Annotated in this window: 20 protein-coding genes; 11 read left to right on the top strand and 9 right to left on the bottom strand. The window is 73.6% G+C overall.

The window, feature by feature from the left end; translation table 11 throughout:
* Positions 1 to 37 precede the first annotated feature (37 nt).
* From katG to AB0I67_RS19345, 3 genes are all read right to left on the bottom strand, one after another.
* A complete protein-coding gene (katG, locus tag AB0I67_RS19355) occupies positions 38 to 2,305 on the bottom strand; it encodes a catalase/peroxidase HPI (protein WP_357925101.1) in 2,268 nt (755 codons plus the stop codon).
* 15 nt (positions 2,306 to 2,320) lie between these two features.
* Positions 2,321 to 2,752: a Fur family transcriptional regulator gene (locus AB0I67_RS19350; protein ID WP_357925099.1), complete on the bottom strand. Its 432-nt coding sequence runs from the start codon at positions 2,750 to 2,752 to the stop codon at positions 2,321 to 2,323.
* Between the two features lie 168 nt (positions 2,753 to 2,920).
* Positions 2,921 to 4,213 (bottom strand): alpha/beta fold hydrolase, encoded by a 1,293-nt coding sequence (locus AB0I67_RS19345; protein WP_357925096.1) that lies wholly within the window; start codon positions 4,211 to 4,213, stop codon positions 2,921 to 2,923.
* Positions 4,214 to 4,270: 57 nt separating this feature from the next.
* Between AB0I67_RS19345 and AB0I67_RS19340 the strand changes: the two genes are divergently transcribed.
* The 9 genes from AB0I67_RS19340 to AB0I67_RS19300 all read left to right on the top strand — a co-directional run bounded on the left by AB0I67_RS19340 (position 4,271) and on the right by AB0I67_RS19300 (position 11,643).
* Positions 4,271 to 4,807, top strand: coding sequence for a helix-turn-helix domain-containing protein (locus tag AB0I67_RS19340; RefSeq protein ID WP_357925093.1), 537 nt, complete (start codon positions 4,271 to 4,273; stop codon positions 4,805 to 4,807).
* 50 nt (positions 4,808 to 4,857) lie between these two features.
* Positions 4,858 to 5,352 (top strand): FBP domain-containing protein, encoded by a 495-nt coding sequence (locus tag AB0I67_RS19335; RefSeq protein ID WP_357925090.1) that lies wholly within the window; start codon positions 4,858 to 4,860, stop codon positions 5,350 to 5,352.
* Positions 5,353 to 5,452: 100 nt separating this feature from the next.
* Positions 5,453 to 6,481: a helix-turn-helix domain-containing protein gene (locus AB0I67_RS19330; protein ID WP_357925088.1), complete on the top strand. Its 1,029-nt coding sequence runs from the start codon at positions 5,453 to 5,455 to the stop codon at positions 6,479 to 6,481.
* A 26-nt stretch (positions 6,482 to 6,507) separates the two neighbouring features.
* Positions 6,508 to 6,894 carry a VOC family protein gene (locus tag AB0I67_RS19325; protein WP_357925086.1) on the top strand — a complete coding sequence of 129 codons (387 nt, stop codon included), beginning with the start codon at positions 6,508 to 6,510 and terminating at the stop codon, positions 6,892 to 6,894.
* A complete protein-coding gene (locus AB0I67_RS19320) occupies positions 6,891 to 7,697 on the top strand; it encodes an alpha/beta hydrolase (protein WP_357925084.1) in 807 nt (268 codons plus the stop codon). The genes AB0I67_RS19325 and AB0I67_RS19320 overlap by 4 nt, the downstream gene beginning before the upstream one ends.
* A gap of 124 nt (positions 7,698 to 7,821) precedes the next feature.
* The gene (locus AB0I67_RS19315) at positions 7,822 to 8,802 is read left to right on the top strand and encodes a WYL domain-containing protein (protein ID WP_357925081.1); all 981 of its coding nucleotides are present in this window, start codon (positions 7,822 to 7,824) and stop codon (positions 8,800 to 8,802) included.
* A 57-nt stretch (positions 8,803 to 8,859) separates the two neighbouring features.
* The gene (locus AB0I67_RS19310; protein ID WP_357925078.1) at positions 8,860 to 9,978 is read left to right on the top strand and encodes an epoxide hydrolase family protein; all 1,119 of its coding nucleotides are present in this window, start codon (positions 8,860 to 8,862) and stop codon (positions 9,976 to 9,978) included.
* 96 nt (positions 9,979 to 10,074) lie between these two features.
* Positions 10,075 to 10,776 (top strand): hypothetical protein, encoded by a 702-nt coding sequence (locus tag AB0I67_RS19305; protein ID WP_357925075.1) that lies wholly within the window; start codon positions 10,075 to 10,077, stop codon positions 10,774 to 10,776.
* Between the two features lie 9 nt (positions 10,777 to 10,785).
* A complete protein-coding gene (locus AB0I67_RS19300; protein ID WP_357925073.1) occupies positions 10,786 to 11,643 on the top strand; it encodes a helix-turn-helix domain-containing protein in 858 nt (285 codons plus the stop codon).
* Here AB0I67_RS19300 and AB0I67_RS19295 read toward each other — a convergent pair.
* Entirely contained in the window at positions 11,619 to 12,302 is a 684-nt protein-coding gene (locus AB0I67_RS19295) for a TioE family transcriptional regulator (RefSeq protein WP_357925070.1), read from the bottom strand. The two genes, AB0I67_RS19300 and AB0I67_RS19295, sit on opposite strands and share 25 nt — an antisense overlap.
* A 91-nt stretch (positions 12,303 to 12,393) precedes the next feature.
* Here AB0I67_RS19295 and AB0I67_RS19290 point away from each other — a divergent pair, with 91 nt between their 5' ends.
* Positions 12,394 to 13,569, top strand: coding sequence for an erythromycin esterase family protein (locus AB0I67_RS19290; RefSeq protein ID WP_357925068.1), 1,176 nt, complete (start codon positions 12,394 to 12,396; stop codon positions 13,567 to 13,569).
* Between the two features lie 32 nt (positions 13,570 to 13,601).
* Here AB0I67_RS19290 and AB0I67_RS19285 read toward each other — a convergent pair whose 3' ends face one another.
* From AB0I67_RS19285 to AB0I67_RS19270, 4 genes are all read right to left on the bottom strand, one after another.
* Complete coding sequence (locus AB0I67_RS19285; protein WP_357925065.1) at positions 13,602 to 14,171, bottom strand: WHG domain-containing protein; 570 nt, start codon at positions 14,169 to 14,171, stop codon at positions 13,602 to 13,604.
* Between the two features lie 29 nt (positions 14,172 to 14,200).
* The gene (locus tag AB0I67_RS19280) at positions 14,201 to 15,469 is read right to left on the bottom strand and encodes a cytochrome P450 (RefSeq protein ID WP_357925062.1); all 1,269 of its coding nucleotides are present in this window, start codon (positions 15,467 to 15,469) and stop codon (positions 14,201 to 14,203) included.
* A gap of 141 nt (positions 15,470 to 15,610) precedes the next feature.
* A complete protein-coding gene (locus AB0I67_RS19275; protein WP_357925060.1) occupies positions 15,611 to 16,555 on the bottom strand; it encodes a hypothetical protein in 945 nt (314 codons plus the stop codon).
* Positions 16,556 to 16,783: 228 nt separating this feature from the next.
* Positions 16,784 to 17,368 carry a hemerythrin domain-containing protein gene (locus AB0I67_RS19270; RefSeq protein ID WP_357925057.1) on the bottom strand — a complete coding sequence of 195 codons (585 nt, stop codon included), beginning with the start codon at positions 17,366 to 17,368 and terminating at the stop codon, positions 16,784 to 16,786.
* Positions 17,369 to 17,588: 220 nt separating this feature from the next.
* Between AB0I67_RS19270 and AB0I67_RS19265 the strand changes: the two genes are divergently transcribed.
* A complete protein-coding gene (locus AB0I67_RS19265) occupies positions 17,589 to 17,846 on the top strand; it encodes a hypothetical protein (RefSeq protein WP_357925055.1) in 258 nt (85 codons plus the stop codon).
* A 29-nt stretch (positions 17,847 to 17,875) separates the two neighbouring features.
* Here AB0I67_RS19265 and AB0I67_RS19260 read toward each other — a convergent pair whose 3' ends face one another.
* Positions 17,876 to 18,877, bottom strand: coding sequence for an NADP-dependent oxidoreductase (locus tag AB0I67_RS19260; RefSeq protein WP_357925052.1), 1,002 nt, complete (start codon positions 18,875 to 18,877; stop codon positions 17,876 to 17,878).
* Between the last annotated feature and the right edge of the window lie 72 nt (positions 18,878 to 18,949).

Raw genomic sequence — 18,949 nt, 5'->3', positions numbered from 1 at the left:
ACCCGAAGGTCCGGCCGGGCTCTGGGGCAGGCGGAGATCAGCGGAGGTCGAAGCGGTCGAGCTCCATGACCTTCGTCCAGGCCGCGACGAAGTCGGTCACGAACCGCTCGCGGGCGTCCTGGCTGGCGTAGACCTCGGCCAGGGCACGGAGCTGGGAGTTGGAGCCGAAGATGAGGTCCACCACGGTGGCGGTCCACTTCAGCTCGCCGGTGCTCACGTCGAGGATCTCGTAGACGTGCTCCTCCGACTCCGACGCCTTCCACCGGGTGCCCGGGGAGAGCAGGTTGGTGAAGAAGTCGTTGGTGAGCACGCCGGGCCGGTCGGTGAGCACGCCGTGCCGGGTGCCGCCGTAGGTGGCGCCGAGCGCGCGCAGGCCGCCCACCAGGACGGTCATCTCCGGCGGGGTCAGGTTGAGCATGTAGGCCCGGTCGACGAGCAACGTCTCCGGCGGGGTCTTCTCCCCGGGGCGGACGTAGTTGCGGAAGCCGTCGGCGCGCGGTTCGAGCACCCGGAAGGACTCGACGTCGGTCTGCTCCTGGCTGGCGTCGGTGCGGCCCGGGTGGAAGGGCACGGTCACCGGCACGCCGGCCTCGCGGGCCGCCTTCTCCACCGCGGCCGAGCCGGCCAGCACGATCAGGTCGGCGAGCGAGATCTTCGCGCCGCCGGCCGCGTTGAACTCGCGCTGGATGCCCTCCAGCACGGGCAGGACCGCCGCGAGCTGCGCGGGCTGGTTGATCTCCCAGTTGCGCTGCGGCTCCAGCCGGATGCGGGCGCCGTTGGCGCCGCCGCGCTTGTCGGTGGCGCGGAAGCTCGCCGCCGAGGCCCAGGCGGTGGTGACCAGTTGCGCGGTGGTCAGGCCGGAGTCGAGGATCTTGGCCTTCAGCGCGGCGATGTCGTTCTCGCCGACCAGCTCGTGGTCGACGGCCGGCACCGGGTCCTGCCAGAGCTGGGGCTCGGGCACCCAGGGGCCGAGGAAGCGGCTGACCGGGCCCATGTCGCGGTGCAGCAGCTTGTACCAGGCCTTGGCGAAGGCCAGCGCGAACTCGTCGGGGTTCTCCAGGAAGCGCCGGGAGATCTTCTGGTACTCCGGGTCGACGCGCAGCGACAGGTCGGTCGTGAGCATCGTCGGCTTGTGCTTCTTCGCCGGGTCGAACGGGTCGGGGATGATCGCCTCGGCGTCCTTGGCGACCCACTGCTTGGCCCCGCCGGGGCTCGTGGTGAGCTCCCACTCGTAGCCGAAGAGGATCTCGAAGAAGCGGTTGCTCCACTGTGTCGGCCGGTCGGTCCAGGTCACCTCCAGCCCGCTGGTGATGGTGTCCGGGCCCTTGCCGGTGCCGTGGCTGCTCAGCCAGCCGAGACCCTGCGCCTCCAGCGGGGCGGCCTCGGGCTCCGGCCCGACGTGGTTGTCGGCGATGCCGGCGCCGTGGGTCTTGCCGAAGGTGTGGCCGCCGGCGATGAGCGCGACGGTCTCCTCGTCGTTCATCGCCATCCGGGCGAAGGTCTCGCGGATGAAGTGCGCCGCCGCGGCGGGGTCGGCGTTGCCGCGCGGGCCCTCCGGGTTGACGTAGATGAGGCCCATCTCGGTCGCGCCGACCTCGGGCGCCATCGAGTTGTCGGAGACGTAGCGCTCGTCGCCGAGCCAGGCGTCCTCGGGGCCCCAGAAGATCTCCTCGGCCTCCCAGACGTCCTCGCGGCCGAAGCCGAAGCCGAAGGTCTTGAAGCCCATCGACTCCAGGGCCACGTTGCCGGCCAGCACGAGCAGGTCGGCCCACGAGATCTGCTGGCCGTACTTCTGCTTGACCGGCCACAGCAGGCGGCGGGCCTTGTCCAGGTTGGCGTTGTCCGGCCAGCTGTTGAGCGGGGCGAAGCGCTGGCCGCCGTCGCCGGCGCCGCCGCGGCCGTCGTGGATGCGGTAGGTGCCCGCGGCGTGCCAGCTCATCCGGATCATCAGGCCGCCGTAGTGGCCGAAGTCGGCCGGCCACCAGTCCTGGGAGGTGGTCAGCACCTCGGTGATGTCCCGCTTGAGCGCCTCGACGTCGAGCTTGGCGAACTCCTCGGCGTAGCTGAAACCCTGCGGGAGCGGGTTGCTCTTGGAGGAGTGCGCGCGCAACATCGACAGGTCGAGCTGGTTGGGCCACCAGTCGCGGTTGGTGCGCGGCCGGCCGCCGGTCTTCGGGGTCGGCGAGTCGATCGCGGGGTTCTCGCTCTCGCTGCCGTGGGCGGTCACGGAGTCGTGCGCGACCGGGCAGCCGCCCGCTTCACCCGTGTTCTTGGTGTCAGGGAACGCGTCGTGGTTCTCGGTCATGGGAATCCTTCCGAATCAGCTCACGGAGGAACAGTTGCGGCACAAGCCCCAGTAGATGACCTCGGCCTCGTCGATCGAGAAGCCGTGGTCGTCGGAGGCGGTCAGGCAGGGGGCCGCGCCGACCGCGCAGTCGACGTCGGCGACGGCTCCGCACGATCGGCACACGATGTGGTGGTGGTTGTCGCCGACCCGCCCCTCGAACAGGGCCGGGCTGCCCGGCGGTTCGATGCGCCGGATGAGCCCCGCGGCGGTGAGCGCGTGCAGGCCCTCGTAGACGGCTTGGAGGGAGACGTGGCCGACCCGCTCGCGCACTCCTGAGGCGAGCGCCTCGACCCCGAGGTGGTCACCCTTCCGGACGGCCTCGAGCAGCGCGACGCGGGCGGCCGTCACCCGCAGGCCGGCACCCCGCAGTTCCTCGGCGGTGGTCGGCTGCTGAGATGCGGTCATGGTCCCACCGTACACGCTAATAAACATGAATGATTCAAGAAAGAGATTCGCACAAGTATCGACTCGTCATCGCTGCTCGGACGGCCTGCGTCCCCCATCCTCCGCCACCGCGGGCCGGATTCGCGAGGATCTTGGCGGGAGACTGCCCGGCGAGTCGCCGGGCAGTCCTCACGCGCCCGGTTTCCTGGCCGGCTGCGCGTCCAGCCAGGCCGCGACGTCGGCGACGACCGCCGGGTCGACGTGCTGGGGCCGGTCGTAGTCCTCGGGCGTGGACGGGCCGGTCCCGGCGAAGAACAGATGGTCGGCGGCGGCGTGGACGCGGATGGTGACGTCCGGCCGGTGGGCCAGGCCCGCTCGCCAGCGCGCCAGGTCGTCCTCGACGGTCACCTGGTAGTCGCGCCCGCCCTGGAGGATGAGCATCGGCGTGTCCAGGGCCGCCGCGGCCGCGACCGGGTCGTAGCCGCGCAGGTCCAGCCAGTACGCTCCGGACAGCCCGAACGGCAGGTCGGCGGCGGGCGTCGAGGGCGACAGGTCCGGGCCGTCGACGACGGCGGCCTGCCGCGTGATCGCCTCGACCGCGGCCTCGGCGGCCGGGCCCGGCTGGGCCGCGGCCAGGTGCCGGAGCACGCGCACGGCGGCGTGGTGCATGGGCTGGGCGTCGGCGGCCAGCAGCACCAGCCCGGCCACGGACGGCTCGGCGGCGGCCACCCGCGGGGCGACCTTGCCGCCCATGCTGTGCCCGGCGACGTGCACGCGGGCCGCGTCCACGTCCGGATGGCGCTGGAGCAGGCGGACGGCGGCGACGGCGTGCGGGACGTACTCGTCGCTCATCGTGAAGTCCGGGCGCGCGGCCACCTGCCCGGCGTGCGCGTGGGTCACCTTGTCGAAGCGCAGCACCGCGATGCCGTGCCCGGCCAGTCCCCAGGCCAGGTCCTTGAGCGGCTTGTTCGGGCCGGCGCTCCCGTCGCGGTCGAACGGCCCGCCGCCGCCGAGCAGCACCACGCCCGGCCAGGGCCCGCGCCCGCGCCCGCGCGGCAGGCTCAACGTCCCTCGTACGGCCAGCTCGCCGGAGCCCACGGTGACCTCGTGCTCCTCGAAGCGCTCCGGGCGCGCGTACGGCGGAGCGGCCCACGGCTCGGCCGGCGCGGGCACGAGCCGGAGGTCGTGCAGCGAGCCCTGCTCGTCGACCGCCAGGAGCACCCTCAGCTCGCCCCGCTCGTAGCTCACCGGCACGCTCACCAGCACCGGCCCCTCGCCGCCGGGTGCGGGCTCGGCGCTCGGCCCGCCGATCCCGGTGATCGGTCCCAGCCGGGCCACCTGACTCTCCCACGCCAGCCGCAACGTCTCCTCCGGCACCAGCGCCTGGAGAGCGGGCGCGAAGGCCCGCGTGACCTCGGCGAAGCGTCCCTCCCGCGCGAACCCGACCATCGCCACCGCGACCGCTTGCGGATCGTGTCCCATTCGACTCACACCTTTCTCATTTTTGAGAAAGGTAACACAGCATGAGATCGTAGGGTCGTGGACCCGTTGGAGCTTCTGGCACATCCGGTCCGGCTCCGCATCGTGCACGCGCTGCGCGGCGGCCGGACCCTCACCACCTCGCACCTGTGCGCCCGCATCCCTGACGTCTCGAAGGCCACCGTCTACCGGCACATCGACCTGCTGGTGGCCGGAGGCGTCCTGGAGGTGACCGAGGAGCGGCGGGTGCGCGGCGCGGTGGAGCGGCACTACCGGCTCCGGCAGGAGCGGGCGGCCCTCGACCCCGCCGCGGTCACGGCGGCGACGCCGGAGGACCACCGGCGCGTCTTCGCCGTGGCGATGACCGCGTTGCTCGCCGAGTTCAACGCCTACCTCGACCGTGAGCACGCCGACCCGGCGGCCGACCTGGTGGGCTACCGCCAGCACGGGGTCTGGCTCAGCCGGGAGGAACTGGAGGAGCTGATCGCCAGGCTGCGCGAGGCCATCGTGCCCGCGCTGGCCCATCCGCCCGCGCCCGATCGCGCGCAGTACCTGCTCAGCCCGATCCTGTTCCCGATCGAGGAGCCGCCTGCCTAGGGTGGTTAATCATTTGCCTAGAGGTCATAGGAAAAGCTACGGTGAAACGCATGAGAGCGATAACCGAGGCGGACATCCGCGCGTCCTTCGTCAACTGCACCAAGGGCGAGGCCAAGCGGCTGGCCGTCCCTCGCGACCTGGCCGCGCGGCCGTGGGAGGACCTCGACTTCCTGGGCTGGCGCGACCCCGCCTCGCCCGAGCGGGCCTACCTGGTCGCCGAGTCCGGCGACGCTCTGGTCGGAGTGGCGCTGCGGCTGGCCGCGCCGCATGCCGGGCACGTACGGCGCAGCATGTGCTCCTTCTGCCTGACGCAGCACAGCGGGGACGGCGTGGCGCTCATGACCGCCCGCCGGGCCGGGCGCGACGGCCAGCAGGGCAACTCCGTGGGGGCCTACCTCTGCAGCGACCTGGCGTGCTCGCTCTACCTGCGCGGCAAGAAGGAGGTCGGGCCGGGCGGCCGGCTGCCCGAGTCGCTCAGCCTGGAGGAGCAGGTCGCGCGGACCAGCGGCCACGTGGCGGGCTTTCTCACCAAGGTGACCGCCTGACCGCCCCCTCATGACCCGGCCCCGGCCCTCCGCTTGACCGCCGCCTCCGTCTGACCTCGAGCTCTCCGCAGGAGGCCCGCCGGATGACTACAGTTGGTCCGTGGCTGTCCTGATCCGCACGGACGACGTGGCGGCGACCCGCCGTACCGACGCCTGGCTGAGCGTCATCTGCGACACCCTCGGTCCGCTCGACGTGCGCATGAACCGCGACGCACCGCTGGAGGGCGAGATCCACTCCGGCCGGCTCGGCTCGGTCGGCGTCGGCCGCATCCGCACCTCGACGCCGCACAGCGTGCACCGCACCCGAGGGCTCATCCGGGGCGGCGGCCCCGAGCTCTACCGGGTCGTGCTGGTCATGTCGGGCCAGGTCGTGGTCTCCCAGGACGACCGGCAGGCCCGCCTCGGCCAGGGCGAGTTCGCCGTCTACGACTTCGCCCGCCCCTACGACCTGGCCTACAACTCCGGCGTGCACCTGGCCGTCTTCAGCCTGCCGCGCGACATGGTGCACGTGGAGTCGATCGGGCGGCTCACCGCGGTGCCCATCCCCACCGGCGACGGCACCGGCGCGCTGGCCGCGCCGCTGATGCGCCGGGTGGCCACCGACGTGGAGAGCTACCAGCCGGCCAGCGCCGCCCGCCTGTCCACGGTGGTCACCGACCTGATCGGCACCGCGGTCGCCGAGCACGCCGGCCGGGCCGCCGAGGCGCCCGAGGAGTCGCAGACCCGGATGCTGCTGTTCCGGGTGCACGCCTTCATCGAGGACCACCTGGGCGACCTGTCCCTCGCCCCCGCGACGGTCGCCGCGGCCCACCACCTCTCGCTGCGGCACCTGCACCGGCTGTTCGCCACGCAGGACACCACCGTCTCGGCGTGGATCCGGCACCGCCGGCTCGAACGCTGCCGCCGCGACCTGGCCGACCCGGCCCTGCACGACACCCCCGTCGCCGCCATCGCCGCGCGCTGGGGCTTACCGGACTCCGCGCACTTCAGCCGCCTGTTCCGCGCCGCGTACGGCCTGCCGCCCTCGGAGTACCGCCGGGCCCGGCTGCTTCGTGGCACGGATCGGCAAGCGGGTGGCACGCAGATGCAAGCCCCGGCGGGCGCCTCCGGACCATCCTGGTGGACATAAGCCGACCACTCCGAAAGGAAGCGGAAATGTCCTACACGCTCTTCGTGAACCTCCCGGTCAAGGACCTCCCCCGTTCCAAGGCCTTCTTCACCGACCTGGGCTTCCAGATCTTCGGCATGATGGACGACATGGCCTCGGTGGTCATCAGCGAGCGCACCCAGGTGATGCTCCTCACCGAGCCGGCCTTCGCCGGGTACGCCCGCAACGAGATCGCCGACCCGGCCAAGTCCACCCAGGCCATCCTCGTGCTCGGTCTCGACGACCAGGGCCAGGTGGACGAGCTGCTGGACAAGGCGATCGCCGCCGGTGGCACCGAGATCGGCGAGCCGGTCACCGCCGGTGGGCGCTACTCGCGCAGCTTCGCCGACCCCGACGGCCACCACTGGGCCGCCCTGTGCCTGGTCCAGGCGTGAGCCCTGATCCCGTGAGCGGGTACGTCACCTCGGCCGACGGCACCCGGATCGCCTACGACCGATGCGGCAGCGGGCCGGTGGTGATCCTGGTGCACGGCGCCTTCACCGGCCGGGACCACCCCACGCTGCGAGGGGTGGCCGCCGCGCTGGCGCCGTGGTTCACGGTGGTCAACTACGACCGCCGGGGCCGGGGCGGCAGCACCGACACGCAGCCGTACGCGGTCGAGCGCGAGGTCGAGGACCTGGTGGCGCTCGTCGAGGCGGGCGGCGGGCCGGCGCTGGTGTTCGGCGGGTCGTCGGGGGCGGCGCTGGCGGTGCGCGCGGCGGCCTCCTGCCCGGCGATCGGCAAGCTCGCGCTCTGGGAGCCGCCCTACCACGTGGACGACAGCGCGCCCCGCCTGCCGTACGGCCTGGCGGGCGAGCTGGAGGCGCTGGTGCGCGCGGGCCGGCGCGGCGACGCGGTGGAGGCGTTCATGGTCGCGGCGGTCGAGCTGCCCGCTGAGGCGGTGGCGGCCATGCGGGCGCACGAGTCATGGGGCGGCATGGAGGCACTGGCGCACACGCTCGCCTACGAGGCGCACGTCATGGGGCCGGGCAACCGGCTTCCGGAGGCGCTGCTCGGCCGGCTCGACCGGCCGGCGCTGGTGCTCAACGGGGAGCTGAGCCCGGGGTGGATGAGGCTCGCCGGGCTCGCCGTGGCGAAGGCCCTGCCGCACGGGGTGCATCGCGTGCTGGAGGGACAGGCGCACAACGTGGAGCCGCGGGCGCTGGCGCCGGAGCTGCTGGAGTTCTTCACCGCCTGACGGGGTGACCGGTGCTTCGCGGCCAGGCGGCCTGGCTACGGGGTGACCGGTGCTTCGCGGCCGGGCGGCCCGGCTACGGGGTGACCGGTGCTTCGCGGCCGGGCGGCCTGGTTAGGGTCTTCTCATGCGCGCCGACCGGTTGGTCTCGCTGGTCCTGTTGTTGCGGCAGCACGGCCGGCTGTCGGCGGCCGCGCTGGCGCGGGAGCTGGAGGTCTCCACCCGGACGGTGCTGCGCGACATCGAGGCGCTGTCCGCGGCGGGCGTCCCGGTCTACGCCGAGCGCGGCCGGCACGGCGGCTTCGCGTTGCTGCCCGGCTTCCGTACCGAGCTCACCGGGCTGAACCACGACGAGGCCCTCGCCCTGCTGATCGCCGGTTCGCGGCGCGGCGCGCAGGCCTTCGGCCTGGGCTCGGCGCTGGCCTCGGCGATGCTCAAGGTGGTGGACGCGCTGCCGGAGAGCTATCGCGTCACCGCGGCCGGCGCGGCCGAACGGCTGCTCATCGACCCGGAGACCGACCTGCTCTCCCGGCGGACGAGCCCCGAGCAGGAGGTGCCGGACGCGGTGGTCGCGGAGATCCGGCGGGCGGTGCTGGCCGGGCACCGGCTGCGCATCCACTACGCCGCCTCGGGGCAGGGCGCGGAGTGGCGCACGGTGGACCCGATCGGCCTGGTCACCGTCCGCGACCAGGGCTACCTGCTGGCCACGAGGTCCGGCGAGGACCGCACCTACCGGCTGTCGCGGGTGCGGGCCGCCGAGGAACTGCCGGAACCGGCCCAGCGGCCCGACCGGGTGGATCTGGACCAGGCCTGGCGGGACCGCAGCACCCGCTTCCGCACCGGCGGCGAGCAGGTCGTCGTGCGGGTGCGGCTGCATCCGGGGCAGCGTGAGGCCCTGGTGACGACCGCGCTGGCCGTGCTTTCCGAGGAGGCGGAGGCCGACGGCCGCCTGCGCATGGAGGTGAGCTTCCAGGACCGCCGGCATGCCGAATGGGCGTTGTGGCAGCTCGCGACCGGTGCCGAGGCGCTGTCGCCCGAGTGGTTGCGGACCCGTCTGCGCGAGCGTGCCACGGCCATCGCGAACACTTACGCCGCCCCTATGGAATGAAGCATTCCGTTCTGCTATTCTGGAACAGAACAAGCCGTTCCGAAGAGGGAGCCTCCCATGATCCGCGACTTCCAGGTATCCATCCCGCAGGCCGACCTCGACGACCTCCGCGACCGGCTCCGCCGTACCCGCTGGGGCACGGAGATCCCCGGCCAGGGATGGAGCCGCGGCGTACCGGTCGACTACCTCAAGCGGGTGGCCGCCTACTGGGCCGACGGCTTCGACTGGCGGGCCATGGAGGCCCGGCTGAACGAGCTCCCCCAGTTCGTGACCGAGATCGACGGCCAGGACATCCACTTCGCGCACATCCGCTCGGCCGACCCCGACGCGGTCCCGCTGCTGCTGGCGCACGACTGGCCCGCCTCCTACGTCGTGTTCCTGCCCATCGTCGAGCTGCTGAGCGAGCACTTCCACCTGGTCATCCCGAACGTCCCGGGCGTCGCCTTCTCCGGCCCGCTCACCGAGGCCGGCTGGAACACCGGGCGGATCTCCGCCGCCTTCCTGGAGCTGATGGACCGCCTCGGCTACCCCCGCTTCGGCGTGCAGGGCCAGGGCGGCGGCGCCTGGTACGCGGTCGAGATGGGCCGCCTGGCGCCGGAGCGCGTCATCGGCGCCCACGTCAACGGCTACGTGACCTTCCCCTCCGACGACCCGGCCGACTTCGCCGGCCTGACCGAGGACGAGCAGGCGCGGCTGGCCCGGCTGCAGCACTTCCGCGACGACATGATGGGCTTCAACGTGCAGCAGTCCACCCGCCCGCAGACCCTCGCCCACGGCCTGCACGACTCCCCCACCGGGCAGCTCGCCTGGATCGCGGAGAAGTTCAAGGAGTGGACCGACCCGGCCGCCGAGCTGCCCGAGGACGCCGTCGGCCTCGACCTGCTGCTGGCCAACGTCAGCCTGTACTGGTTCACCGGTACGGCCGGCTCCTCGGCCAACCTCTACTTCGAGAACGCCCACGACCCGGGCGCCTGGGCGCCGAAGCCGGCCAGCACCGTCCCGCTGGGCGTCGCGCTGGCCAAGAAGACCGACATCACCATCCGCCGCTACGCCGAGCGCAACGCGCCCGTGGTGCACTGGAGCGAGCTGGAGGAGGGCGGCAACTTCCTGCCCGCCGAGCAGCCGGAGGCCTTCGCCGCCGACGTGCGGGCCTTCTTCGCCGGGCTCGGCCGCTGAAGCTGGAGCCCCGAATTCCCGGCGGCGGCGAACCAAAGGGCCTGGCGCGGCATCCAAACAGATCACGGCAGCGGAAGGGGCTTTTGTGATCATCTGGTGGAGCGCCACGCCCCCGGCGGGCGCGGCGTGAAGATCCGCAAGCGCGCCCCTCGCCCGAAGCAGCGGATCGACGTGGGCCGCCTGCCCGAGGAGGTCGTCGCGCTGATCGACGCGCTCGGGCCGGGCGAGACCCTGGTCATCACCAGGGACGAGGCGTCGATCGCGACCGTCGCCAGCACCGTCGCCGTGGTCGAGGGCGCGGTCGTGGGCCTCGAGGCCGCCGCCGAAACCGCTCCGGAGGAGGAGCCGGTGAAGCTCGACGGGGTGACCGTCGTCGCCACCGCGATGGAGCTGTCCCGCGCGGCCCGGGTCGCGCTGTCGGACCAGCTCGGGGACGACTACGTGGTGCTCGACCTGCACGCCGCCCCCAAGACCACCGACGTGCTGCTGGTCCCGGCGGGCAGCCCGCAGCTGATCGGCGCGCTCCGGGCGATGTTCCCGAAGGCCCGCGTGATCATCACCGAGATCGAGGACGACGAGCTCGGCGTCCAATACCACGGCCCGGTCCGGCGGCTGCTCGACGCCGGGGCCGACGCCTACCTGCCGCCGGCGAGCCTGCCGATGCTGGCCCGGCAGCTCGACTACACGCTCACCCAGGGGCGCGAGCTCGCCGCCGGCCGCGGCACGCCGCTCCAGCTCACCCCGGCGGCCGAACCCGAGGACGCGACGGATCGGCCCGGCGGCGGCGCGGGCGCCTAGCATGGAAGGGTGTCCTCCTCCCAGGTGGTGTGGGACGTCGCCCGCCCGGCGCGGCCCAGCCGGATCCCCGGACTCACCATGGCCGGTTTCGGGGGTCTCGCCCGCACTCCGGCCGACCTGCCGCTGATCCCGCACCCGGCGGTGACGCTGGCCGTGGTGTTCGGCGGCGGTACGGTCACCGTCACCCGGCCGGGCACGAGCGGGCTCAGCGGGCTCGAGGTTCGCGGCAGCCTGGCGGCCGGGCTGGGGCTCGGTTCGGGTCCGGTCCGGGTACGGCACGCCGACGCGTTCGGGTGCGTGCAGATCCGCCTGTCCCCCGTGCTCGCCCACGCCCTCCTCGGGACCGGACTCGACGAGCTGACCGGCCTGGAGCAGGTGTGGGGCCGCTCGGCCGGGCACCTGGCGGAGCGGCTCGCGGAGGCGCCCGGCTGGGCCGCCCGGTTCGCGCTCACCGAACAGGCGTTGCTCGCCCGCCTGGACGGCGTCCGCGCCGACCCGGAGGTGGCCTGGACCTGGCGGCGGATGCGGACCGGCGGCGGCCTGGTCAGGGTCGACGAGCTGGCCGGCGAGGTCGGGTGGAGCCGCAAGCGGCTGTGGTCACGCTTCCGGGCACAGATCGGGCTGGCGCCCAAGCAGGCGGCCAGGCTGGTGCGGTTCGACGTCGCCGCCCACCGGCTGGCCGCCGGGGTGCCGGCGGCGCGGGTCGCGGCGGAGTGCGGCTACAGCGACCAGTCCCACCTGCACCGCGACGTGCTGGCCAGCACCGGGCTCACCCCCACGGCGCTCGCCGTCGCTCCGTTCCTGGCGGTGGACGACCTGGCCTGGTCTTCGAGGCCGGTTCGTCAGGACTCCAGGGCGTGCAGGTAGGCGTCCAGCCCGGCCGCGCCCTTGAGCATCGCGCGTCCCCAAGCCGACAGGCGGGCCTGCCAGTCGGCCAGCGTCGACTCCAGCGGGGCCACGCCCCCGGCCGAGCGGACCTGGGCGATCAGCGGGGCGATCTGCTCCAGGAGGTAACCGCCGCGCCGCAACTGGTGTGCCAGCCGTACGTCCCGGACGTCGGCCGCGCTGTAGACGCGGTAGCCGGTCCGCGGGTCACGGGCGGGGCGGATCAGGCCGGCGTTCTCCCATTTGCGCAGCGTCGCCGGCCGCAGGCCGAGCCGCCTGGCCAGCGGCCCGATGAAGGTGTCGCCGCGCTCCTGCGGCACCGGGGCCAGGTCCCGCAGGGCGGCCTCGACGGCCTGGAGGGTGCGCCGGTCGTCGAGGAGCTGGCCGTGGCTCTCGTCCACCAGCCGCAGCGCCTGCTCGACCTCGCCCCGGTTGACCGCCTGCATGATCGCGGTCGCCGTGGGGTGACCGTACCCGGGCACGAGGGCGAGGAAGGCCCGCAGGGCGTGCGCGTGCAGCGGCGTGTAGGCGCGGTAGCCGCTCGCGGTGCGGGCGGCGGCGGGCAGGATGCCGGCGTCCTCGTAGTTGCGGACCGCCTGGGTGGACAGGCCGTGCTCGCGCGCCAGGTCCACGGGTCTCATGCCTGTCCTGCCGTTTGAAGGTTTACACCGGCTTCATCCAGCCTGATCAGGGCCAAGTTTACACCGGTAGTTCAACGATAGCGTTGAAGGCATGGACATCAAGGACTTTGCCCGGCCGTTCGACGGCGCGGGCGTCTCGGCCTTCCTGCGCTCCCTGCCCGCCGCCCCGCGGCTGCTCGGCCTGGGCGAGGCCCGGCACTTCGTGGGCGAGCTGGGCGAGGCGCGCAACGAGCTCTTCCGCCACCTGGTCGAGCACGAGGGCTACCGCTCGTTCGCCCTGGAGAGCGACTGCCTCATGGGCCAGGTGGTCGACCGCTACCTCGCGACCGGCGAGGGCGACCTCGACGAGGTCATGGAACGCGGCTTCAGCCACGGCTTCGGCGCCTCGCCCGCCAACCGGGAGCTGGTGCGCTGGATGCGGGCCTACAACGCCGAGCACGGCACGCGGCTGCGCTTCTTCGGGTTCGACGGGCCGCTGGAGTACTGGGCGGCCAGCCCGCGCGAGGCGCTGACCGGCCTGTACGCGCTGCTCGACGGCCCGCTCCTGGCGGCGATCGTCAGCGCGGAGACCCTCGACGAGCTCCTCGGCGCCGACGAGCGGTGGTCGAACGAGGCCGCGGCCATGGACCCGGCCCGGTCGATCGGCCGCTCCCCCGAGGCCGAGCGGCTCCGGGTGATCGCCGACGACCTGGTGGCGCTGCTGGAGACGCGGACGCCGCAGCTCGACCCGGCCGAGCGGGAGCAGGCCGAGCTGTATGCGCGCACCGCCGTGGGCCTGCTGCGTTACCACTACTGGATGGCCGACGCCTCGCCGCAGCGCTGGGGCCGACTGTCGGCCCTCCGGGACGCGATGATGGCCGCCAACCTGCGGGCGCTGGCCGCGCACGGCCCGGCCCTGATCTACTCCAGCAACCTGCATCTGCAGCGCGACCAGAGCGTGATGGCGCTGGGCGAGCAGTCGCTGGAGTGGTGGAGCGCGGGCGCGCTGGTCTCGGCCGCCCTGGGCGAGCAGTACGCCTTCCTCGCCTCCGCCCTGGGCACCCTGGACGGCGACGCCCCGGCCCCCGGCACCGTCGAGGCCCTCCTGTCCGGCCTGCCGTGGGACGCCGCGCTCGTCGACGCGCGCCGCCTGGCCGAGACCGCCGGCCAGGCCGACCGCCGGGTGACCGGCGACTTCGCCTACTTCCCGGTGGACCCCGCGCGGCTCGGCCGGATCGACGGCCTGCTCTTCCTCAGGCGCGCCGACGACGTCAAGCGGCTGGGCTGACCCGGGATCTGCTGGTACGGCAGGCGGGCCGGTCAGGGGGCGGGCCAGTGGCGGAGCATGGCGTCCAGGGCATCGAGGCTGCGCGCCCAGGACGCCTCGACCTCACGCTCGGTCCGGCTGAACCCGCCGGCCGTCTCCAGGCTGACGTAGCCGTGGAAGGTGCTGTGCAGCAACCGCACCGCGTCGGTCTCGGCCGGCTCCGGCAGCGCGTAGCCCCGCAGGAGGGCCCGCGTCATCTCCGAGTGCCGCCGGGCGGCGCTGGCCTCGGCCGTGGCGTCGTCGAGCTCCATCCGGGCCGCCGCGTACCGGCCGGGGTGCGCCCGGGCGTAGTCGCGGTAGGCGTTGGCGAAGGCGACCAGCGCGTCCTTGCCCGCCCGTCCGGCCAGCGCCGTCGCCACCTGGTCGGCGAGCTCGGCGAGCGCCAGGAGCGCCACCCGCACCCGCAGGTCGTGGGCGTTCTTGACGTGCGAGTACAGGCTGGCGTCCTTCACCCCGAAGCGGCGGGCCAGCGCCGAGATGGTCACGTTCGCGAACCCGACCTCGTCGGCCAGGTTCGCGGCCTCCAGCGTCAGCCGTTCGGCGCTCAGCCCGGCTCGCGCCACGCAGCCCTCCCAGGGTGTCGACGGTTTCCCTAGACCTTAGAGGACCTCAGAGGTACGGCCCGCTCCCGGGAGATCCGCACGCCGGTGATACGGAAGCCGCTGCGCGGCAGGGTGGGGATGCGGTTCAGCGGGATGCGCAGGTCCTGGTCCGGGACGGTGTAGCTGAGCCGCGCCAGCCGGACCGCCAGCGCGCGGAGCACGCCGACGGCGACGGCCTCGCCGGGGCAGCGGTGGCCGGTGTGCGGGTCGCCGCCGCCCTGCGGGATCAGGTCGTCGCGGCCGATGCCGACGTCGAGGAAGCGCTTGGGGTCGAAGGAGTACGGGCGGTCCCAGCGGGCCTCGTCGTGGTGCTGGCCGTACAGGTCGAGCAGGACCAGCGCGCCCTCGGGGATCTGCTCGCCCCGCCAGCTCAGGTCCTTCACCGCCTGGCCGCCGACGTAGGGGGCGAAGGGGTAGAAGCGCCGCACCTCCTGGGCGAACGCCTCGGCGTAGGCCGGGTCGCCGCCGCTCAGCCTCGCACGGTTGTCCGGCCAGCGGTGCAGGGCGTGCGCCGCGAACGCGACGTACCAGGCCACTGCCACGGTGGGGCGGATGATGTTGAGCAGTTCGACCGCGGCGAGCTGCGGTGTGAGTTGCTCGCCGTCCTCGTCCCGGTGCCCGGCGACGAGCGCGGCCACCGAACCCGGTGCGACGCCGGCGGGTTCGGAGAGGAGCCGGGCCAGCCGCTTCTCCAGGCGGACGCGGGCGCGCCTGGCCCGCCAGTGACGGGCGCCCAGCGTGCCGAAGCCGTCGACCAGGGAGACCAGGTCGCGGGCGGTTCCGTCCACGTCGGCCGGGTCCAGCGGGACGCCCGACCAGCGGCAGACCGCCTCGGTGATCGCGCGGCCCGCCTCGTCGAACATCACCACCTCCCGGCCGTCCGCCCAGGTGGCGGCGCGGGCGTCCCAGCACTCGCCCACCTGGTCCACCAGGTCGGCGACCCGTTCGGGGTCGGCCAGCACGGAGAGGAACATCGCCTTGCGGGAGCGGTGGGCGGGGCCGTCCAGGGTGTGCACGGCGCCCTTGCCGGTCAGGGTCGCCTGGACCGGCTCGGGCAGGGCGCCTGCTCTTCGGACGTGGCGTTCGTCGTAGAAGAATCTGGCGGCTTCGGGGCCGCGGATGGCCACCGCCGGCTTGCCCATCACCCGGAGCCGTGCGGGCGCGCCGCCGGTGTGGCGCAGGAGGCCGGGCAGCCAGGCGTAGCCGCGGGCCAGCATCGACAGGGTGCTGTCCACCATGGGGAAACGTCGGATCGTCATTCGTGACGCTTGCCCCGCGGGCCGGAACCGAAACCGGGGCTCTGGCCTGGTGAGGGGGTTGAGGGGGTGGGCTGCGTCACTCGGCGCGGGCAGGATCCGTCGCCGTCCCCGAGCGCTCCGCAGCCCGCAGCGGAGTGTCGGTCAGTTGCTGAACGAGAGGGCTACGCACCCCGCCGCCCCTGGGGTGCCGTCGTGACCGCTGCCCTGGGTGCCGCTGTCCTGGGTGCTCGTGTCCTGGGTGCTGGTGTTCGGGGTGGCGCCGGTCTTTCCGGCGGTGGGGTTCCCGTCGCCGCCCTTGCCGCCGTCGCCTCCTGTTCCGGCGTTCGCCGGGCAGGCGGTCAGGGCCGTGGCCGACCGGGCCTTGCCGCCGAGTCCGCCCGCTCCGCCGTACCCGCCTGTGGCCTCGGCGCCGGGCGTGCCCGGGCGGCCGGCGGGCTGGACGTGGATGATCGAGGTGCCGACCCGGCAGGAGACCCCACCGCCCTTCCCGGCCGCCCCGCCCACAGCGACCGAACCGCCGGCCGTACCACTGGTGCCGTCCTTACCTGTGCCTGCCGTACCCGGGTCGGACAGGGCGGCGGCAGGGGTGCCGGGGCCGCCGCCGGTGGTCCCCTCGGCGGTGACGGAGCCGAGCTTCCCGGCGGGCCCGTCGAAGGTGACGCTGGTGACCTCGGGCGCGGCACCGGGCTGGGCGCTCACGGCGGAGGTCCCGCCCTTGCCACCGGCCCCACCCGCGCCGACCTTGATGACGATGTCCCCGCCGGCGCGGTAGGGCCCGCTGCAGACGAGGGCCCCGCCGGCCCCTCCCCCGCCGCCTCCGCTGCCACCGGCCCCACCGTGCCCGGCACCGCCACCCCCACCGCCACTACCGGCGCCGATGAGCGTGACGGTCAGGATGCGATAGCCGGCCGGCCCGGTGCAGGTGAAGGTGCCGGGCTCGCGGTAGGTGGGCGACGCGTCGCTCGTCCCGAGCGGGCACACCGCCGGGGCGGCGGAGGCGTAGGCGGGGGTGACGGCCCAGAGCAGCCCGCCCATCAGGGTGACGGCGGCCCCGCCCAGGGCACCCCACCTGTTCGTCGACAGCACAGAAGTCCTCCTCTCGGCTCCGCGAAGCCGGGGCGCGCAGGAGGACTCGCCCGGAGGCGCCGAGGTCGGTCCTGGTCCTCGGGCGGCCCGGTTCCGCGCACCGAACCTAACCGCGCGGCCACGGGGAGTGACGTTCCGTGCACGACATGTGGAGCGATCTTGACCCGCTCTCGAACCGGAGCCGACAAGGCCGGGCGGGCGCCGAGTCACGTCCGCCCGGAGGAGAGGTCAGGGCCGCTTGCCCAGGGCTTGGCGGATGACGTCCCGAGCCCGGTCCATCATGGCGACCGGGGTGCCGACGAGGAGGTTCTTGATCGCCGACTCGGTGCCGGGGTGCGGGTGGGTGGGGGCCAGGGCCTCGGCGGCCTTGACGCCGGCGGCCATCGCCCGCCGCTCCGCCACGCTGGTGTGCTGGATGATCTTGTTGAACTCGTAGCGTTCCTCGCTGCGCGCGTGGGCCTCGACGGCGGCCCGCAGCGTGAGCAGGTTCTTGGTGAAGTCGGGGTCGTCCGGCCCCGCCTGGTCCATGTGCTGCAGGAGCTCCTTGGCCTCGCGCTCCTCGGCCAGGCGGTCGTCCACCAAGCCGTCGCCGCCCTCGATCTTCATGCGGGCGAACGGGTGCACGATCTCCTCCTCCGCGGTCTCGTGCACGGCCAGCAGCCGCACGAGCCGCGTGAACGCCTCCGCCCGCCGGTCCGGTGCGGCCTGCTCGACCTCGTCGAACAGGTTCCGGATCATGCCGTGCTGCGCCAGCAGCAGCTCGATGACGTCGGTCTCCTGCATCGTCTCCGGCTTGGTATGGCCGTCTGCCATGGTCGGCTCCTTCCGTGGAGCCCTCGGGCTACCCGGGGGCGGCCCCGTTAAGCGGGGGCTCGCTCGCACCATGCTGCGGAAACGGCATCTGGCGGCCGTCGCGCGGCAGGTTGGTGCCTCGTCCCTGGGGCTCCCGCCGGGTGGCCCCCTACTGTCGAGACACGCCCCCCGCGACGCTCATCTCCCCGGGGGGCGGCCACTCTCGTCTGAGGAGACCTTCATGCGATACGTCCTTATCGGCCTGCTTTCCGCCAGTGCGTTGCTCGTGAGCGTTCCCAGCTTCGCCGACACCCGCGCCCCCGAGCAGAGCAGCGCCGGCTGGCCGGGCCTGGGGCCGAGCTGCCCGGAGCGGGCTCCGGAGGGGGCGCGGTTCGTGCGGCGCGTGCAGCCGCCGCTCGGCCTCGGCTACGACCTGTACGTGGTGACCAACGCCGACGGCTCGGAGAGCTACATCCCGGTGTACTGCTTCGGCCGCTGACCCGGCCGGCCGGAGGTGCGGCCGGGTGTTCAGAGCCGCACCAGCATCTTGCCCACGTTGCCGCCCCGCATCATCTCCAGGAAGGCCGCGGGCGCCCGCTCGATGCCGTCCGCCACGGTCAGCTCGGTGTGCAGCGAGCCGTCGGCCAGCCAGCCGGCGGCCTTGCCGATCCACTCCGGGAACAGGTGGAAGTAGGAGTTGACCAGCATCCCGCGCAGCGTGGCGTCCTTGGCGGCCAGCTCGAACAGGTTGCCCGGGCCGGGGGCCGGCTCGGTGGCGTTGTAGGAGCTGATCGCCCCGACCAGGGCGATGCGACCGCCGGGGCGCAGGGCGTCGATCGCGGCCACCAGGTGGTCGCCGCCGACGTGGTCGAGGTAGACGTCGACGCCGTCGGGGGCCGCCTCGGCCAGTTGCCCGGCGAGCGAGCCGGCGCGGTAGTCGATCGCTGCGTCGTAGCCGAAGTCCTTGACCAGCCGCTCGGTCTTCACCGGGCCGCCCGCCGAGCCGATCACCCGGGAGGCGCCCAGCTTGCGGGCCAGTTGGCCGGCGATGCTGCCGACCGCGCCGGCCGCCGCCGAGACGAGGACCACGTCGCCCTGCCGTACCGGGGCGACCTCGGTCAGGGCCGCGTAGGCGGTCAGCCCGGTGGTGCCCAGGACGCCCAGCCAGGCCTCGGCCGGGGCCAGGCCCGGGTCGGCGACGGTCGCGGCGGCAGCGTCCACGACGGCGTACTCGCGCCAGCCGAGGAAGTGCACGACGGTGGTGCCGACGGGCAGTTCCGGGGCGCGCGAGAGCACGACCTCACCGATCGCGGCCCCCTCCATCGGCTCGCCGAGCCGGAAGGGCGGCAGGTAGGACTCGCGCGGGTCCATGCGCCCGCGCATGTAGGGGTCGACCGACATCCAGGTGTTGCGGACCAGGACCTGGCCTTCGGCCGGTTCGGGCATCGGGGTCGTGGCGAGCGTGAAGTCCCGCGGCTGCGGCTCGCCGACGGGGTGCGCGGCGAGGTGGATCTCACGGTTGACGGTCATGACGTGCTCCTCGGCGAGGGGTGTGCGGTTCGTTGCGTGCTCCACCTTCGGCCAGGCCGCGCACGATCGGCT

This window comes from Nonomuraea sp. NPDC050310 (genome assembly GCF_040655795.1).
Taxonomy (GTDB): domain Bacteria; phylum Actinomycetota; class Actinomycetes; order Streptosporangiales; family Streptosporangiaceae; genus Nonomuraea.
The sequence above is the reverse complement of the archived record's forward strand: the minus strand, read 5'-3'. Positions and strand labels throughout refer to the sequence as shown.

Coding starts and splice junctions, on each gene's coding strand:
- katG (WP_357925101.1), bottom strand. CDS start 2,305: ATGACCGAGAACCACGACGCGTTCCCTGACACCAAGAACACGGGTGAA.
- AB0I67_RS19350 (WP_357925099.1), bottom strand. CDS start 2,752: ATGACCGCATCTCAGCAGCCGACCACCGCCGAGGAACTGCGGGGTGCC.
- AB0I67_RS19345 (WP_357925096.1), bottom strand. CDS start 4,213: ATGGGACACGATCCGCAAGCGGTCGCGGTGGCGATGGTCGGGTTCGCG.
- AB0I67_RS19335 (WP_357925090.1), top strand. CDS start 4,858: ATGAGAGCGATAACCGAGGCGGACATCCGCGCGTCCTTCGTCAACTGC.
- AB0I67_RS19325 (WP_357925086.1), top strand. CDS start 6,508: ATGTCCTACACGCTCTTCGTGAACCTCCCGGTCAAGGACCTCCCCCGT.
- AB0I67_RS19315 (WP_357925081.1), top strand. CDS start 7,822: ATGCGCGCCGACCGGTTGGTCTCGCTGGTCCTGTTGTTGCGGCAGCAC.
- AB0I67_RS19310 (WP_357925078.1), top strand. CDS start 8,860: ATGATCCGCGACTTCCAGGTATCCATCCCGCAGGCCGACCTCGACGAC.
- AB0I67_RS19295 (WP_357925070.1), bottom strand. CDS start 12,302: ATGAGACCCGTGGACCTGGCGCGCGAGCACGGCCTGTCCACCCAGGCG.
- AB0I67_RS19290 (WP_357925068.1), top strand. CDS start 12,394: ATGGACATCAAGGACTTTGCCCGGCCGTTCGACGGCGCGGGCGTCTCG.
- AB0I67_RS19280 (WP_357925062.1), bottom strand. CDS start 15,469: ATGACGATCCGACGTTTCCCCATGGTGGACAGCACCCTGTCGATGCTG.
- AB0I67_RS19270 (WP_357925057.1), bottom strand. CDS start 17,368: ATGGCAGACGGCCATACCAAGCCGGAGACGATGCAGGAGACCGACGTC.
- AB0I67_RS19265 (WP_357925055.1), top strand. CDS start 17,589: ATGCGATACGTCCTTATCGGCCTGCTTTCCGCCAGTGCGTTGCTCGTG.
- AB0I67_RS19260 (WP_357925052.1), bottom strand. CDS start 18,877: ATGACCGTCAACCGTGAGATCCACCTCGCCGCGCACCCCGTCGGCGAG.